The sequence below is a fragment of the Ilumatobacter sp. genome (assembly GCF_030065885.1).
Lineage (GTDB): Bacteria > Actinomycetota > Acidimicrobiia > Acidimicrobiales > Ilumatobacteraceae > Ilumatobacter.
This window is the reverse complement of the sequence record NZ_JASJCS010000004.1, coordinates 18040-33582: the sequence shown is the minus strand read 5'-3', so window position 1 is coordinate 33582 and position 15543 is coordinate 18040. Positions and strand designations below refer to the sequence as shown.

Annotated in this window: 18 protein-coding genes; 14 read left to right on the top strand and 4 right to left on the bottom strand. The window is 70.7% G+C overall.

Annotated features, from left to right (window positions below):
* Positions 1 to 216 precede the first annotated feature (216 nt).
* From QNJ12_RS01520 to QNJ12_RS01510, 3 genes are read left to right on the top strand one after another with little or no spacing between them, the layout of a single operon-like run.
* Positions 217 to 2298: a flagellar biosynthesis protein FlhA gene (locus tag QNJ12_RS01520; protein ID WP_300618007.1), complete on the top strand. Its 2082-nt coding sequence runs from the start codon at positions 217 to 219 to the stop codon at positions 2296 to 2298.
* Positions 2276 to 3505, top strand: coding sequence for a hypothetical protein (locus tag QNJ12_RS01515; RefSeq protein ID WP_300618005.1), 1230 nt, complete (start codon positions 2276 to 2278; stop codon positions 3503 to 3505). Before QNJ12_RS01520 ends, QNJ12_RS01515 begins: the two co-directional genes overlap by 23 nt.
* Entirely contained in the window at positions 3502 to 3783 is a 282-nt protein-coding gene (locus QNJ12_RS01510; protein WP_300618003.1) for a hypothetical protein, read from the top strand. Before QNJ12_RS01515 ends, QNJ12_RS01510 begins: the two co-directional genes overlap by 4 nt.
* A gap of 237 nt (positions 3784 to 4020) precedes the next feature.
* On the opposite strand, the gene QNJ12_RS01505 is transcribed toward QNJ12_RS01510, so the two are convergent.
* The 3 genes from QNJ12_RS01505 to flgN are packed head-to-tail and all read right to left on the bottom strand — an operon-like array spanning position 4021 to position 6794.
* Positions 4021 to 4908, bottom strand: a complete 888-nt coding sequence (locus QNJ12_RS01505) for a hypothetical protein (RefSeq protein WP_300618001.1) — start codon at positions 4906 to 4908, stop codon at positions 4021 to 4023.
* A 13-nt stretch (positions 4909 to 4921) separates the two neighbouring features.
* Positions 4922 to 6304 carry a flagellar hook-associated protein FlgK gene (gene flgK, locus QNJ12_RS01500; RefSeq protein WP_300617999.1) on the bottom strand — a complete coding sequence of 461 codons (1383 nt, stop codon included), beginning with the start codon at positions 6302 to 6304 and terminating at the stop codon, positions 4922 to 4924.
* Between the two features lies 1 nt (position 6305).
* Positions 6306 to 6794 (bottom strand): flagellar export chaperone FlgN, encoded by a 489-nt coding sequence (gene flgN, locus QNJ12_RS01495; RefSeq protein WP_300617997.1) that lies wholly within the window; start codon positions 6792 to 6794, stop codon positions 6306 to 6308.
* Between the two features lie 182 nt (positions 6795 to 6976).
* On the opposite strand from flgN, the gene QNJ12_RS01490 reads away from it, so the two are divergent.
* The 6 genes from QNJ12_RS01490 to QNJ12_RS01465 all read left to right on the top strand — a co-directional run bounded on the left by QNJ12_RS01490 (position 6977) and on the right by QNJ12_RS01465 (position 12147).
* The gene (locus QNJ12_RS01490) at positions 6977 to 7396 is read left to right on the top strand and encodes a flagellar FlbD family protein (protein ID WP_300617995.1); all 420 of its coding nucleotides are present in this window, start codon (positions 6977 to 6979) and stop codon (positions 7394 to 7396) included.
* Entirely contained in the window at positions 7393 to 8175 is a 783-nt protein-coding gene (locus QNJ12_RS01485; RefSeq protein WP_300617993.1) for a motility protein A, read from the top strand. The genes QNJ12_RS01490 and QNJ12_RS01485 overlap by 4 nt, the downstream gene beginning before the upstream one ends.
* Positions 8168 to 9166 (top strand): flagellar motor protein MotB, encoded by a 999-nt coding sequence (locus tag QNJ12_RS01480; protein ID WP_300617990.1) that lies wholly within the window; start codon positions 8168 to 8170, stop codon positions 9164 to 9166. The genes QNJ12_RS01485 and QNJ12_RS01480 overlap by 8 nt, the downstream gene beginning before the upstream one ends.
* Before the next feature lie 484 nt (positions 9167 to 9650).
* Positions 9651 to 10139, top strand: a complete 489-nt coding sequence (gene fliL, locus QNJ12_RS01475; protein WP_300617987.1) for a flagellar basal body-associated FliL family protein — start codon at positions 9651 to 9653, stop codon at positions 10137 to 10139.
* Between the two features lie 104 nt (positions 10140 to 10243).
* The gene (locus tag QNJ12_RS01470) at positions 10244 to 10975 is read left to right on the top strand and encodes a hypothetical protein (protein WP_300617984.1); all 732 of its coding nucleotides are present in this window, start codon (positions 10244 to 10246) and stop codon (positions 10973 to 10975) included.
* Between the two features lie 5 nt (positions 10976 to 10980).
* Complete coding sequence (locus QNJ12_RS01465) at positions 10981 to 12147, top strand: PAS domain-containing protein (protein WP_300617980.1); 1167 nt, start codon at positions 10981 to 10983, stop codon at positions 12145 to 12147.
* Positions 12148 to 12156: 9 nt separating this feature from the next.
* Here the strand turns inward: QNJ12_RS01465 and QNJ12_RS01460 are convergent, their stop codons facing one another.
* The gene (locus QNJ12_RS01460) at positions 12157 to 12864 is read right to left on the bottom strand and encodes a dienelactone hydrolase family protein (protein ID WP_300617978.1); all 708 of its coding nucleotides are present in this window, start codon (positions 12862 to 12864) and stop codon (positions 12157 to 12159) included.
* Between the two features lie 84 nt (positions 12865 to 12948).
* Between QNJ12_RS01460 and QNJ12_RS01455 the strand changes: the two genes are divergently transcribed.
* The 5 genes from QNJ12_RS01455 to QNJ12_RS01435 all read left to right on the top strand — a co-directional run bounded on the left by QNJ12_RS01455 (position 12949) and on the right by QNJ12_RS01435 (position 15540).
* Positions 12949 to 13533 (top strand): sigma-70 family RNA polymerase sigma factor, encoded by a 585-nt coding sequence (locus tag QNJ12_RS01455; protein WP_300617975.1) that lies wholly within the window; start codon positions 12949 to 12951, stop codon positions 13531 to 13533.
* 33 nt (positions 13534 to 13566) lie between these two features.
* Positions 13567 to 13842: a zf-HC2 domain-containing protein gene (locus QNJ12_RS01450; protein WP_300617972.1), complete on the top strand. Its 276-nt coding sequence runs from the start codon at positions 13567 to 13569 to the stop codon at positions 13840 to 13842.
* Positions 13843 to 13941: 99 nt separating this feature from the next.
* A complete protein-coding gene (locus QNJ12_RS01445) occupies positions 13942 to 14094 on the top strand; it encodes a hypothetical protein (RefSeq protein WP_300618101.1) in 153 nt (50 codons plus the stop codon).
* The gene (tilS, locus tag QNJ12_RS01440; RefSeq protein WP_300618099.1) at positions 14091 to 14954 is read left to right on the top strand and encodes a tRNA lysidine(34) synthetase TilS; all 864 of its coding nucleotides are present in this window, start codon (positions 14091 to 14093) and stop codon (positions 14952 to 14954) included. Before QNJ12_RS01445 ends, tilS begins: the two co-directional genes overlap by 4 nt.
* A gap of 70 nt (positions 14955 to 15024) precedes the next feature.
* On the top strand, positions 15025 to 15540 hold the full coding sequence (locus QNJ12_RS01435) for a hypothetical protein (RefSeq protein ID WP_300617969.1): 516 nt from the start codon (positions 15025 to 15027) through the stop codon (positions 15538 to 15540).
* The last annotated feature ends 3 nt before the right edge of the window (positions 15541 to 15543 follow it).

Here is a 15543-nt window from a genome sequence, read left to right as displayed (position 1 = left end):
GACGACGGTGGGCGGGCTCGGCGCGCCGCGCCGGCGCGGAGCCGGTCCGAACCGTCCGTCGACACTCGGTCGGCGCTACCAGGCACCGCCTCCTGCCGCCGGACGGGGCGGCCGTGGGACGACGGCCACCTCAACCTACACGACAGATCGCAGGGTCGACGGACGATCCCCGCAGGCTCGGCGACCCGACGGAACGCCGTGACCGGACGACTCACCATGCAGAACTCCCGACTCGCCCAAGCAGGCTTCCCGGCGATCATCGTCCTCGTCGTCACGGTGATGATCCTGCCGCTGCCGTCGAGCCTGCTCGACCTGCTGATCGTCGCCAACATCTCCACCGCCGTCCTGATCCTCCTCGTGTCGACGAACGTCAAGCGAGCGCTGGACTTCTCGTCGTTCCCCTCGCTGCTCCTGGTCGTCACGCTCATCAGGATCGGCCTCAACGTGTCGACGTCGCGGGCGGTGCTGTCGCGCGGCGATGCCGGCAACGTCATCGAGACGTTCGGATCGTTCGTGGTCGGCGGCAACATCGTCGTCGGCATCGTGATCTTCCTCATCATCACGCTCGTCCAGTTCGTCGTGATCTCGAACGGTGCGGGCCGGGTGGCGGAGGTCTCGGCACGGTTCACGCTCGACGCCATGCCCGGCAAGCAGATGGCGATCGACGCCGACCTCAACGCCGGCATCCTGTCGGAGGAGGAGGCCAAGCTGCGACGCTCCGAGGTCGCCGACGAGGCCGACTTCTACGGCGCGATGGACGGTGCGTCCAAGTTCGTCAAGGGCGACGCGATCGCCGGGCTCGTGATCACGCTCGTCAACCTCGTCGGGGGTTTGATCGTCGGGGTCCTGCAGCTCGGCATGAGCTTCGGCGACGCGGTCGCGACCTACAGCATGCTGACGGTCGGCGACGGACTCGTCGCCCAGATCCCGGCGCTGCTGGTCTCGATCTCCTCCGGGCTGATCGTGACGAGGTCCGCCGGCGACAACGACCTCGGCTCGGACGTCTTCGGTCAGTTCGCGCGGCAGGGGACGTCGGTCCGGTCGGGCGGCGTCGTCGTCCTGCTGATGAGCCTCGTGCCGGGGCTCCCCAAGCTGCCGTTCATCGTGTTCGGGGTCGGGCTGATCCTCCTGGGGCGGTACCTGATCTCCCGCGAGGGCATGATCGTCGAGGTCGACGAGCCCGACGTGGACGTCGAGACCGCACCACCGTCGCCACAGCAGATGGCGATCGACGCGCGGGTCGAGCCGCTCGAGCTCGACCTCGCCGCCGACCTGATCGACCTCGTCGACGGGGCGAGCGGGGGCGACCTGCTCGACCGCGTGGGCGCGCTGCGACGCAAGATCGCCGGCGAGCTCGGCTTCGTCATGCCCGCGATCCGGACCCGCGACGAGCCCGATCTCCCCGCCCACACCTACGCGCTCAGCGTCCACGGCGTCGAGGTCGGCCGCGGCACCGTGCCACCTGGGCGGGTGCTCGTCATCGGCGACGGGCTCGGCCACCTCCCCGGGGACGACATCGTCGAGCCGGTCTTCGGCCTGCCGGCGCGCTGGGTGCCGACCGAGTTCCGGATCGAGGCCGAGCACGCGGGGCACACGGTGGTGGACCGCGCCGCGCTGATCGTCACGCATCTCGCCGAGCTCGTCCGCCGGCGAGCAGGCCGACTGCTGTCGCGCAGCGACGTGAAGGCTCTGCTCGACGGTGTGAACGCAACCGACCCCGCCGTCGTCGAGGACCTCACCGCGGCCGGCGTCGGTCTCGCCGACGTGCAACGGGTGCTCGCGACGATGCTCGACGAGGGCATCGGCATCCGGGATCTCGTCCGCATCCTCGAAGCCGTCGGCGAGCGCGCCCACACGTCGCGAGCCGTCGACGCACTCGTCGAGGCCGGTCGCGCCGCGGTCGGCCCGGCGATCACCGGCTCACTCGCGACCGACGGCGTGTTGTCGGTCGCGACGATCCATCCGCGATTCGAGGCCGAGCTGGCGGCGAGCGTCGAGCTCGACGAGCTCGGCGCGCAGCTCCGCCTCCCCATCCACGCCCACGAGCACCTGATGGCCGCCGTCAACTGCGCCGTCGACGCCGCCGCGGCGCGCGGCCTCCCTGCCGTGATCGTGTGCTCGCCGGTCGTCCGACCCGCGCTCGCCCGCCTACTCCGCCAGACGACGTCCGGGATCTCGATCGTCTCGTACGCGGAGATCGGCGATCACCTCGACGTCGACGTCGTCCATTCGATCGATCCGTTGCTGACCGACCACACCGACAAGGAGCATCACGATGCCCAGCTTGCACCTCTCTGATCCAGCATCCGCGGACGCCACCCACGAGTTCCGCGCCGACTCGCTCGAGGAGGCCGTGGAGGAGGCGACGAAGACGCTCGGACCCGACATCCGGATCGTCGAGGCCAACCGCGTCCGTCGAGGCGGCGTCGGAGGGTTCTTCGCCACCGATCTCGGCGTCGAGGTCGTCGTCGAGCGCGTCGACGCGACTGGTGACGAGCCTTCGGCAGAGCTCGATGGCACCGGCCGACCAGGAGTCGAGCGGCCCGCCGACCCAGCACCGATGTCGCTCACCGCACTCGATGCGCTGATCGACGACGTCCAACGCGACGAGCGCCTCCGCAACGGGTCGCTCGCCGAGGCTGGCGCCGATCACGTCGACGAGGACCCGACTCGGTCGTTCGTCCGCCACTTCGAGCGCGAGCTCGCCGACACCCCTCGGCCGAGCATCACCGCTGCGATGCTCGAGCAACCGATGCCGCGGTCACCCCGCCGCAACGCGAACGGGGCAGCCATCGGGTCGAATGCGCGTTCGTCGTCGGTGTCCCGGTTCGGCGACAAGCTCGACACCGTCGCTCGCGCGGCCGCCGAGCCGCCGACCGACACTCGCACCGACACTCGCACCGGCACCCGTACCGGCTCTCGCGACGCCACCGCACCCGCGGACCGTCGCATCGCCGCGCTCCGCCGTGCCATCCAGCACGAGCGCGACGCCCTCGACGCCGGGCGAGACGGCGGCACGACGGAACGGGACCACTGGATCGACACGCCGGCCGAGGCGGATTCGGCTCGACAGCTCGCCCATCTCACTGGTGGCGACGCGACGACGGGGGCGGGTGCCTCGACGCCCGGCCCCGCGTCGCGCGCAACGATGGGGGACGACCTCATGCAGCTCCCGACGAGGGCGAGGACGGGGGGCACCGGCGGCGAGCCGATCACCGGCGCGACCCCCACGAGCCGGCCGATGCAGCCGGCGCGAGTCGCCGTCTCGCCGGGGCAGAACGCGCCGATCGGCGCTGAAACCGCGATGGGAGCGCCGGCGCCCGACGCGCCGACGAACAGCGACGCCGCGACCGCAGCCGCCGCCGCGGCACGGACCATCCTCGCCGAGCTCGCCGATCTCGACCCCGACCAGATCGTGGCGTTCGAGCGCCTCGAAGTGTCGGTCACGCTCTCCGGCGGGGGCACCGTGACGGTCAGCGCCGACTTCCGGGCGGCGACGCGATGAAGAGCGCCACCGACCCACAGTTCCACCTGGTCGTGCGGCGTTCGAGTCGGCTCGGTCCGCTCGCCCCCTACCGCTTCTCGCTGTCCGTGCTCTTCGCGCTGCTGGTGGCCGGACGCTCGCTCTGGCTGGAGCTGGAGAGCGGCACGGTCGCCGACGACGTCCTGCTGCGCGCCGGTGGGGCAGCGCTGTTCATGTGGATCGTGTCCGGGATCGTCAACAGGATCCTGACCACCACGCCCGCCCAACCGATCCAGCGCGCCGAGCCGCCCGACGGCTGACGCTCCTCGACACCTCGCCGCCGGACTCGGCGTCCGATCGACGAGCCACTCGCCGGCGGGCTGCACGCCCGGTCGAACCGTGCCGCACACGCTGCCTCGCCGAATCGGCCGTGCGCGCACCGCACGACCGCAGACACCGCCGCGCACGTCGCACCACGCAGCGCGCCGGGGCGGAGCATCCCGTTCAGGAACGAAGGATCGCACCAGGTCGGGCGGGCCGCCGACGGGCGTGGGGGCTCAGCGGAGGTAGTCGACCAGCGACGGCGGCAGCACTCGTGCGGCTGCCTGGAGCGCGGCCGTGTACGCGGACTCACGTGTCCGCACGTCGAGCAGCGCAGCCGCGAGGTCGACGTCCTCGATCTGCGACAGCGAGTCCTGGACGCCGAACCGGTGTCGCTCGTTGGCGGCCTCGATCGCGTCGACTCGCGAGGCGCGCGCCCCGACGGTGCCCGTCGCAGCCGTCATGCGTTCCCGGGCCACGTCGAACGTCGCGTGCTCGGCGGCGATCGCGTTCGGATCGCCGCTCGAGATCGCCGTCGCGAGCCGATCGAGCACGGCGAACAGATCGCCGTCCGGACCGCTCGGGTCACCGAACACCGCCTCCGCGGTGACGTTGACGTCGATCGTCACCGAGGGTGCGACCTCACGCCGGACCGCGCCGGCGTTCCCGAGGAAGGCACCGCTCGCGTCGAACGCCGGACCGACCTGGGTCCCGGCGAAGATCGACCGGTCGATGTACTCGGCGTTCGCCAGCCCGACCATCTCGTCGCGCACGCTGCGCACCTCGGCGGCGAGCGCGGCCGACGAGGACGCGGCACCTGCGCCGGTGTTGGACGCCTGGACGACGATCGACTTGACCCGGGTCAGCAGATCGAGACCCGCGGTCAGCGCACCGTCGGCAGTCGCGAGCCAGCCGCGCGCGTCGTCGAGCGAGCGGGCGCGTTGGTCGGATCTGCGGAGCTCGTTGCGGAGGTCCATCGCGAGCGCAGCACCGCTCGGGTCGTCCGAGGGCCGCTGGATCGCCCGCCCGGTCGTGAGCTCGGTCTGGCTGCGTTGGAGCCGAGCCAGCGAGGTACCGAGGTCCCGCACGGTCGACTGCAGCATCATCGAGTTGGTCACACGCATCGCGGCATCCTCCTCACCGGCCCACCCGACCGGTCCGTTCGATCAACACGCCCAGCAGCTCGTCGACGGTGGTGAGGACCCGGGCCGACGCCTCGTAGGCGCGCTGGGCCGCCACCAGGTTGGCCATCTCCTCGTCGAGGCTCACACCGCCGACCGAGGCTGCCTCCGCCTCGGTCGACGCGGTCATCCGGCTCTGGACGTCGTCGCGACGGATCGCGGCCCGGACGTCGACGCCGAGACGTGCGACCAGTGATCGGTAGGCGGTGTCGGGACCCGATGTCGAGTCGGCGAGCGCCGCGATCGCCCGGGCCTGCTCACCGTCGAGTGGGCCCGGCGCCGTCGGCCCGGGGAAGACCGGTGCGCCGGCGGCGATCCGTTCTGGCTGTCCGTCGACGTCGGCACTCAGCGAGATCGTGGCCGCCGTGATGCCCGCCGGATCGAAGAAGTCCCGGCCCGACGTGCCGGACGGGTCGTATCCCGAGGCGTGCAGCGTGTTCACGTCGGCGACCAGTCGGGCGGCGACGTCGTCGAGCATCGCCAGGTAGCTGGGCACGACCTCGCCGACGGTCTGGGTCAGCGCGGCGGCCTTGCTCGGCGGCGCCGTCACGTCGGTGCCGTCGGCGACCCACCGGAGCACGCCGCTCGAACCGTCCATCTCGTGGACGTACGAACCGTTGACGAGCGCCCGGCCACCGACGTAGAGGTCGAGGTGGCCGGCCTCGGTCTCGCGAGCGACGACGCCCGTCGACTCGGCGAGATCGCGGATGAACAGGTCGCGCTGGTCGCGGAGATCGTTGGCGGCGACCGCGTTCGGGCTGGCGGCGATCCGTCCGTTGAGCTCGGCGACGCGAGCGGCGATCGCGTTGACGTCGGCGGCGAGACGCCCGATCTCCTCGCGCGCGGTCGCGGCCGCGGACTCGATGCCGGCGGCCGAGCGCTGGAGGCCGTCGGCGAGTGCGCCGGCTCGCTCGAGCAGCTGTGCCCGCACGCCCGTGTCGGCCGGCCGGCTCGTCAGGTCGTTCCACCCGCCCCAGAAGTCGTCGAGCAGTGCGGCGAGGCCGTCCTCCGACGGTTCTGGGAAGACCTGCTCGATGCGACCGAGGTGCGTCCGCAACGTCGTCGTGCCGCCCTGCGATCCCGTCTCGCGGAGCAGTCGGTTCTCCGCGAGCTGGTCCATCACGCGGATGACGCCGTCGATCTCGACACCGGCGACCTGGGTGCCCTGGCCGGCGTGCAGCGCCGAGACCGAGTCGAAGCCGACCGGACTCAGCTCGACCCGCTGCCGGTGGTAGCCGGGCGTCGCCTGGTTCGCGACGTTGTGGGCGGTCACGTCGAGCACGCGACGCTGGGCGTTCATGCCCGACAGCGCGGTGTACAGACCGGAGATGTTCGGCATGTCAGGCCGTCCTGTCGAATCGCCGCGAGGTGGGTGCGAGCCGTTGCGTGCCGCCGTGCGGGTCGTACGTGTCGTGGGCGTCGCCGTCGAGGTAGCCCAGGATCTCGCGCGCCGCAGCCACGCCCCGGCGGCTGAGCTCGCGGTTGGAGCTGGTGATCTCCTCGACCTCCGCCTGGAGGCCGAGCAGGTGCAAGCGTTGCTGCCGCCAGATCCCCTCGTACGGCTCACCGACGGCGGCGGCGAGCTCGGTCAGCGTCGCGTCGCCGTGCAGGCCGAGGCGCCGGGCCACCTGTTGGGAGGCAGCCACCCGGTCGGTGTCGGAGGCCCGGATGTCGTCCACCAGCTGCTCGACGTTGTCGGTCACCATCGGCAGCCAGCGAGTCCGGCTGTTCGCGAGGACGAGCTGTTGGATGTCGAGCGCACACACGAGCTGCTCCATCTGTTCACGCAGCAGCCAGAGGCGCCGGGAGAGCTCGTCACGGTCGTCCACCCGAAGGATCGTCCTGCCACGACCGCAACGTGCACGAAGGTCGCCAGCCCGCCCTCGGCCCGTCGCGAGCTCGTGTCGGGTCGGCCCGAGCGGTCGACCTGGTGGCGCGCTCGACGACCCGGCGGACGATCCCTCCCGGCACACGAGTGCCGACCGTCGGACCCACAGAACCAGAGACGACAGTGATCCAACTCACGCGACTTCGCCACGGCGACACGTTCTTCGTGAACCCAGACCTCATCGAGCGCATCGACACCCACGTCGACACGGTCGTGCGACTCACCAACGGCACCGAGTACGTCGTCGTCGAGACCGGCGACGAGATCGTTCGCCGCACCGGCGAGTTCCGCGCCCAGATCCTCGCGCTCGCGAGCTTCCTGCAGGAGCGGGCCTTCGAGAACGCGACATCGCCCACGCCGGCCGAGACACGCGCCGCAGCCGTCCTCGAACGGTGGGCCTACGCCCACGACCACGGCGACGGCGACGGCGACGGCGACGGCGACGAGGTCGTCGAGCTCCCCGGGCAGCCCGCCGGCGACGAACAGGACCCGACGGCCCACGGGGCCGAGCCGTTCGAGCGGGTCGGGGAGGGGCATCCGTGAAAGCCACACCACTCGGCCTCTTCGTCGCCCTGATCGGCGTCGTCGTCGGCGGCATCTTCAAGGGCGTCAGTCCGATCGTGCTGATCACGAACGTGCCGGCCCTGTTCATCGTGATACTCGGCGCCTTCGGCGCCACGGTCGCCAGCTTCGAGATGCGTGCCACGAGCGGTGTCATGAAGGCGATCGCGCGGGCTCTGTTCCCGAAGAACATGCAGCCGCCGGCCGACCGCCTGAAGACGCTCGTCGACTTCGCCGGCCGCGCTCGCCACGAGGGCATCCTGTCGCTCGAGAGCGAGGTGGCCGATCTCGACGACCCGTTCATGAAGAAGGCACTCCAGCTCGCGATCGACGGCAACGATCCCGAGTCGGTCGCCGACGTGATGCGCACGGACATCCGCACGCTCAAGGCGCGCCACAAGGTGGCCGCCGACTGGTGCATGGCGTACGGGATCTTCGCGCCCACCTTCGGCATCATCGGCGCGGTCATGGGCCTCATCGCGACGCTCAGCCACCTCGACGAGCCCGAGAAGCTGGGCTACGGCATCTCCGCTGCGTTCGTCGCGACCTTCTGGGGCGTGTTCCTCGCGAACGGCATCATGCTCCCGCTCGCCAACAAGCTGAAGAACCTGTCGAGCGAAGAGGTACAGGGTCGCGAGATGGTCATGGAAGGCGTCCTGGCCATCCAGGGCGGCCAGAACCCGCGGGTGATCGAAGAGACGCTGATGACCTACCTGCCGCCGGCCGAGGCACTGGCAATCGGAGCGGCGAAGGATGGCTAAGGGCGGCAAGCACCACGAGGAAGAGCACGAGGAGCACGTCAACCACGAGGCGTGGGTGATCCCCTACGCCGATGTCCTGACGCTCCTGATGGCGCTCTTCCTGGTGCTCTTCGCGCTCGGCCAACCCGACGAGGAGAAGATGGATCTGGCCGCGCAGTCATTCCGCAAGGAGCTCAACCGGGGCGGCTTCCTGGGTTTCGGCGAGGGCGGCGGTGGTGCCGGTCCGCTCGCGTCGGGCGGTGACAGCGTGCTCGACGGAGCGGGGCCGAAGCCCGCCGAGAGCGAGGGCGAGAACGGTGGCGGGGGCGGTGCACCCGACGACGACGACGCCATCATGCCGCCACCGGTGAAGCTGGCACCCGACGCAGCCGACGTCCCCGAGTCGACGCTCCCCGACAACCCGTCCGATGACGATCCGACCGATGACGACCCGTCCGGCGACGACCCGGGCGATGCCCCGACCGACGGCGACGACCCCGGCGACGACATGACGTTCGCGGACATCGACGTCGAGGTCGCCGACGAGGTGTTCGGCGACCCGCTCAGCTACGTCGAGCAGATCGTCCACGACCGCGCGGTCAGCACCGGACTGACCCGTGCGATCGGATTCCGCCGCGAGTCCCGGGGCCTGGTGGTGACGATCGTGACCGACCAGGTGCTGTTCGCGCCCGGCGAGGCGGCGATCCAACCCGACGGCTTCCTGGTCCTCGATGTCGTCGCCGACGCGCTGCTCGAGGTCCCCAACGACGTCATGATCGAGGGACACACCGACTCGCGCCCGATCTCCACTGCGCAGTTCCCGTCGAACTGGGAGCTCTCGACGGCTCGCGCGACATCGGTGCTGCGCTACCTCCTCGATGCCCGCGAGTTCCCCGACGATCGCGTGTCGGCGGCCGGCTACGCGGACACGCGTCCGGTCGACGCCGGAACGTCGGCAGACGCCCTCGCCCGCAACCGTCGCGTCGAGGTCGTCGTCCTCGCCACGACCTGACCGCACCGCGCCCCGACTCGGACGGCGCCGCGCCGCGAGACCAGTCACGCCGGCGCCCGACGGAGGCCCGAGAGCCGTGCCCTCTTCGACCGTCGCACCCTGGTCGCGCTCCCCGGAAGGCTGCGCTCGGCCCGCCGACACCCGGGAGCGACCGCACGACACCGCCGGCGTCGCTCCGCCCGCATGTGGGCTCGCGCCGGTCACCACGAACCGCCGTGGAGCTCGACGGAGACCGCGGGCATCGGACGGGAGCTCGGCACCGCTGACGCCGCTGGCGCACGGCGCCACACACAGGCCTCTGGCACACGGCCTCCACGTGCCCCCATGGGCGCGGGCGGGTGCGGGACGTCTCGACCGGGTCCGACGACGGACACCGCAGAAGCGATCCCAGATCCTTGCCGCCAGCTCGACGACACGGACGGTTGATGACACCGGCGCAGGATGCGCACCAACCACGACACGGCGAGAACAAGGAAGTTCGACGATGGCCGACGAGACCACCCCAACCGAGAGCGAACCAGTGCCCGCCAAGTCCGGCGGTGGCGCGATGCGGATCGTGAGCGCAGCGATGCTCTCGGTCGCTCTGGTCACGACCGGGTACTTCATCGGCGGTCGCGGCGGCACAGCGGCCGCACCGCCGCCCGAGACCGCCCACGTCGAGGAGCCGGAGGAGCCGACGATCGGAACGATCGTCGACCTCGAGGCCGTCAACGTCAACCTGGCAGGTGGTCACTACCTGCGCGTCGCGGTGTCGCTCGGCTTGTCCGAGCACGTCCACCTCGAAGACCCCAAGGAGTTCAAGTCAGCGCCCGCCAGCGACCTCGTCGTGTCGACGTTCTCGGGACGAACGATGGAGGAGCTGTCCAGCCACGACGGGCGCTCCTCGCGACGTGACGAGCTCGAGGAGGGGCTTGCCACGTACTACGGCGACGAGATCGTGTCCGTCTTCTTCACCGAGTTCGTCATGCAGTAGCCGCCCGCCATCGAACCGGCTCAGCGGGAGGAACCCGCACACGCCATCGCCAACCGACCGGCCACCTGGACGTGGCCGCACCGACTCACGGAGGAGTCATCATCATGCACAACTCGGTCGCACTGCTCGCCGACGGCGCCGCCACGGGGCCGCCGGCCGCCGGAGCCACCGGCACCGTACCGCTCGACGCGACACTGCCCGTCACGATGTGGGTGCCGTGGGAAGCTCGGGAGTGGCCCGCCACCACCGCCGAGGAGACGGCGTTCGTCGACGAGCTGTCGGCGTTGGCCGGTGGACGCTCTGCCGAGCCCCGCCGCTCGGACATCACCGCCGTCCTGAATGCGCTGCGCAGCGGCACGACCGTGTCGCAGCTGCTCGACGTCGCACCCGGCCTCCGGGCCGATCGCCTCTGCGGCGCTCACGCCACGGTCGAGGCGCGGCGCAGGAGGTCGGAGAACGCGTTCCGGTCGATCCTCTGCGGTCGGACGATCGAGGATCTGGAGCGGCACGGCGACGCCGCTGCGCTGCTGGTCCCGGTCCTGGTCGAGCGCCTGCTCCGGACCGCCGACAACGATCCGCGCAACTACCGGCGGGTGCTGGGCACGATCACGCGCCAGGTCGTGGACGCACATCACGACGTTGCACACGTCGAGACCCAGCTGTCCCGACTCCAGCCGCCCTCAGAGTGGGGTATCGCCCTCGGCCGCCAGCTGACGCAGCGTCTGATGTCGCGAGCGGAGTTCCTGCCGAGACGGGTCGGTGTGCTCACGCCGATCAGGGTCGCTGCGCTCCTCGGCGAACGGCTCGAGCTCAGCGGAGCGCGCGGAACGGGGTGATCCAGGTGTCGCAGGTCAGCTCACCCGCCGAGTTCGGGATCGCCAGCGCGTGGCTCGCGCAACAGACGTTGGAGACGCTCGACGCGGCCGTCCTCGTCTTCGACGACGAGGCGCGCATCGCACGATGGAACGTCCGCACCGCTGAGGTGCTCGGCGTCGACGAGGTCGTCCTGTCCGGGCGACTCCTCGTCGAGTTGGGCTGGCGCGTGCAGGGTGGTGCGGCTGGGACGCAGTGCCCGATCACGACCGTGCTCTCGACGACCCAGCCGACGGTCGCCTCGCTGATCGGACGCAGCGACGAGCGGACCGACGGGGACAAGCTCACGGTGTCGGCGGTGCCCGTGTTCGGACCCGACCGACGTGTCCACGGCGTGATGGCGTCGCTGGTCAGGGCGGCGCAGCCCGAGGACGGACGTGGCGGCGCCGAGCGCCTGGCGTCGGTGTCCGACCACAGCCTGCTCGCCAACCTGATCGTTGCGGAATCGGGGCGGGTCGTCGACTGGAACCACCGGCTGCTCGGGATCACAGGACGATCGGAGTCGGCGATCGTCGCCGAGGAGTTCGAGTCGCTGTGCGACCTCGATCTCGAGTGGGTCCTCGCCGCCCTGCGCTCGAGCGGTGGCACGCCGGTCGTCGGACGGACGTGGATCACGCACGTGTCCGGCGAGGACATCCCGGTCGTCGGCAACTTCCGACTCGCCTGGCACACGGGGGGTGAGCGCTGCGTGTTCGCCGAGTTCCTCGACGTCGCCGAGTTCCGCGTCGGCACCTCGCTCCCGGCGGGCGTGGTCGACGGGGAGAGCTTCGACAGCACCACGGTGGCGACCTTGGTCCTCTCGGACGGCGGGGAGATCGTCGACGCCAACGATGCCGCGACCGAGCTGCTCGGGGGCAGCCAGTGCTCGTTGCGCCAGGACCCGCTCGCCTCCCACGTGACGTTCGACGACGAGCCGGTCGGCTCCGACGCGCTCAGGGCTGCGTGGTCGGCCAAGGGCCACGTCGTCAAGCACGGGCGACTTCGGCCGCCAGCTCGGACCGGCGACACCGCTCGTCGGCGCAGCGCAGGGCATCCGGTCACCGTCGTGCTGCAGGCGGTGCGCACCGACAACGCGCGGCCGGCGTTCCTCGCGCAGATCCTGCCGTGCGAGCGGAGCGGCGCCGAGGCTGCCTGACCGGGAGGTTCACGTCGCGAGCACGCCCGGCAACCACCGGTCGAGCTCAGCGACGACGACCTCGTCGCTCCGGGCGAGCAAGTGGCCGTCGCCCGGCAGCACCACCAGGTCGCCGTACCCGGCCAGCATCCTCACCAGCTCGCTCGACTGCATCGGCAGCAACTCGTCGCGATCGCCGTGGAAGAGCAGCAACGGCCGCCCGGCGAGTGCGCCGGCCACCTCGCACCCCGCTGACTGCGTCGCGAACGTGACCACGCCGGCGACCTCGGCCGTCATCACGGCCGCAACCCGGATCGCAACTGCGCCGCCGAAGCTGTGGCCCATGACGACGACTCGTCCGGCGCCCGCCTCGATCGCCATCTCGACGACGCAGGCCACGTCGTGGGCACAGCGGTCGAGGTCGTTCGGTACCCGGTACCCCACCCGATGGACGGCGACGTCACGCTGCGGCCACTCGGTGCCGAGGCGCTGGAAGAGGGCATGGCCCGGGCCGAGCACACCACCCATCGCGCCGCCGCACGTGACGATCGCAGCAGACGGTCGGGAGCCGTCCGGAGGCTCGTGACGGAACACGGTCAGCAGACCCTGCGGGGTGTAGATCTCCTCGTGCACGAGGCCCTGACCGAGCGCAGCCGACGAGCGTGCGAGCACCTGCAGCGACGCGAGCGCGCTCGGTCCAGGGCTTCGCTCGCCGGTCTGTCCGGTCGAATCGGTCACGTCGCCCACGCGGCAGTCGGCACCGCCCGGACAGTACCGATCCGCAATCGGCCAGCTCGTGACGAAGCGATAGTGTCGCCGGTCGTGGCCGACCAGCAGGATTTCGCCGATCAGGCGATGGAGTTCGCACCGCAGCTCTACTCGGCCGCCCTGCGCATGACGCGCAACCAGGCGGACGCGGAGGATCTCGTGCAAGAGGCCTACCTGCGCGGTTACCGGAGCTTCCACACCTTCCAGGAAGGCACCAACCTGCGCGCCTGGCTGTTCCGGATCCTGACCAACGCGTACATCAACAAGTACCGGGCGAAGCAGCGACGGCCCCAGGAGTCCGACCTCGGCGAGATCGAGGACCTGTACCTGTACCGGCGGCTCGGCTCGATGGAGACGGCTGCGGCCAGCATGTCGGCCGAAGAGCAGTTCCTCGACGTCTTCACCGACGACGAGGTGAAGACCGCCCTGGAAGAGCTGCCCGAGAACTTCCGGCTGCCCGTGCTGCTCGCCGACGTCGAGGGATTCGCGTACAAGGAGATCGCCGAGATGCTCGACATCCCGATCGGCACGGTGATGTCGCGGCTGCACCGGGGAAGAAAAGCGATGCAACGCGCGTTGTACGAATACGCACGGGAGCGAGGCCTCACGAGCGACGACGAAACCGCCGCCAGCACATGACCGCGAACCACAGGAACGGCAGCACTCGATCAGATGGCTGATTGCAACGAAACGATCCGCGAGCTCGACGCCTTCCTCGACGGTGAGCTCTCCGCCGACGTCCGCGTCCACATCCACGAGCACCTCGACGGGTGCGTCGACTGCCTCCAGGCCTTCGACTTCCACGCCGAGCTGAAGCAGGCGATCCGCCGCAAGTGCAGCAGCGACGAGATGCCGCCGGGCCTGCTCGGGCGGATCGAGCGATGCTTCGATGCCGATCTCGACGGCGACGGCGTCATCGGCACGGCCGACGACACGATCACCGGCTGAGTTCGCCCGGGTCGCGAGCTGCGACTCACCACGACGATCGGCACCGCAATCCGCGGAGAACTTGGGCCACGTGGCCGAACGCTCGCTACGCTGGCGCCCATGCTCGCCGCCTACATCTGGCACTGGTGGATCGGACTCATCATGCTGCTCGCGGGCGGCGCCGCAACCGTCGGTCTCATCGGCGGCTACCTCAAGCAGGTCTCGGCGCAGCGCTACCCGGGCGGGAAGCGCCAGCGCGAGCAAGAGCTCTGAGCCTCCTCGACGAGCTGCTCACCCGCTGCAACTTCCCTGCGCCGGGTGCACCCGTCGCCTGCGCCTGTTCGGGCGGGCCCGACTCGACGGCGCTCGTGGCGCTGGCGGTCGCCGCAGGATGTGACGTCGCCGCGCACCACGTCGACCACGGGCTGCGTGCGACCTCGACAACCGAGGCCGCAACAGCCGAGACCATCGCCCGGCAGCTCGGCGCCGACTTCGTGCTGCACCGTGTGGCCCTCGAGCCGGGCCCGAACCTCGAGGCACGCGCCCGCGACGCTCGCCGTGCCGTCCTGCCGCCCGATGCACTGACGGGACACACCGCCGACGACCAGGCCGAGACGGTGCTGCTGCGCCTGCTGCGCGGCAGCGGCGGCACCGGGCTCGGCGCGATGCGACCGGGGCCGGCGCACCCGCTGCTGTCGCTCAGGCGATCCGACACCGAAGCGCTCTGCCGCGAGCTCGGCGTCGAGCCGGTGCGGGACCCCTCGAACCATGCTCGCGACGTGTGGCGGAACCGCATCCGCCACGAGCTGATGCCGTTGGCGACCGACATCGCAGGTCGCGACCTCACGCCGATCCTCGGACGAACCGCCACGATCCTCCGGGAGGAGGGCGACTACCTCGACCAGCTGGCCGGCGAGATCGACCCGACCGATGCACCCGCCGTCGCAGCCGCTCATCCGGTGCTCGCCCGGCGAGCGCTGCGGAGCTGGCTCACCGAGGCGGGCTACCCGCCGGACGGAGCCGCCATCGACCGGGTGCTCGCCGTGGCCCACGGCGACGCCACTGCGTGCGAGCTCCCGGGGGGACGGCGGGTCGAGCGCTCGGGCCAGCGCTTCCGGATCGTCGATCGCTAGCGATAGGATCGTCCTCCGCAATGTCGCAGCACACCACCGATATCCAGGCCACCACGAGGCCGGGCCGCTGATGCCTCCGAAGCTCCGAGGAAAATGGGCGCTCGGCATCACGCCTCGTCACTTCACCTGGATCCTCAAGGACAAGCTCGCGATCTGTGAGCGCCCGGGTGGCTACGGCGACAATCATCGCCGCGTCCGCCGCCAGGAGGAGATCATCTGGATCCGCGAGAACGGCTTCAACTACGCGATCTCGATCATCCAGGCGCCCCACAACCTGCACAACTACGAAGAGCTCAACCTGCCGTACCGGCATCGCCCGTTCAAGGGCGACGAGCGCGACGCGTGGTTGACTGCTTTCTACCGCGAGCTCGATGATCTGCTGGCCAGTGGCGCCAAGCTGATCGTCCACGGTGAAGAGCTCGGCGACCGGCTGGTCGGCATCATGGGCGGTTACATCCGATGGGCCGGCCTCGTCGACGAGGACACCAAGGCGATCGAGGTGACCGAGCGGCTCACCGGTCGCCAGCTCGACCCCTGGGCACGCGACGTCGTCATGGCCGCCGCCCACCTGCGTTCCGACGGCTGAGCG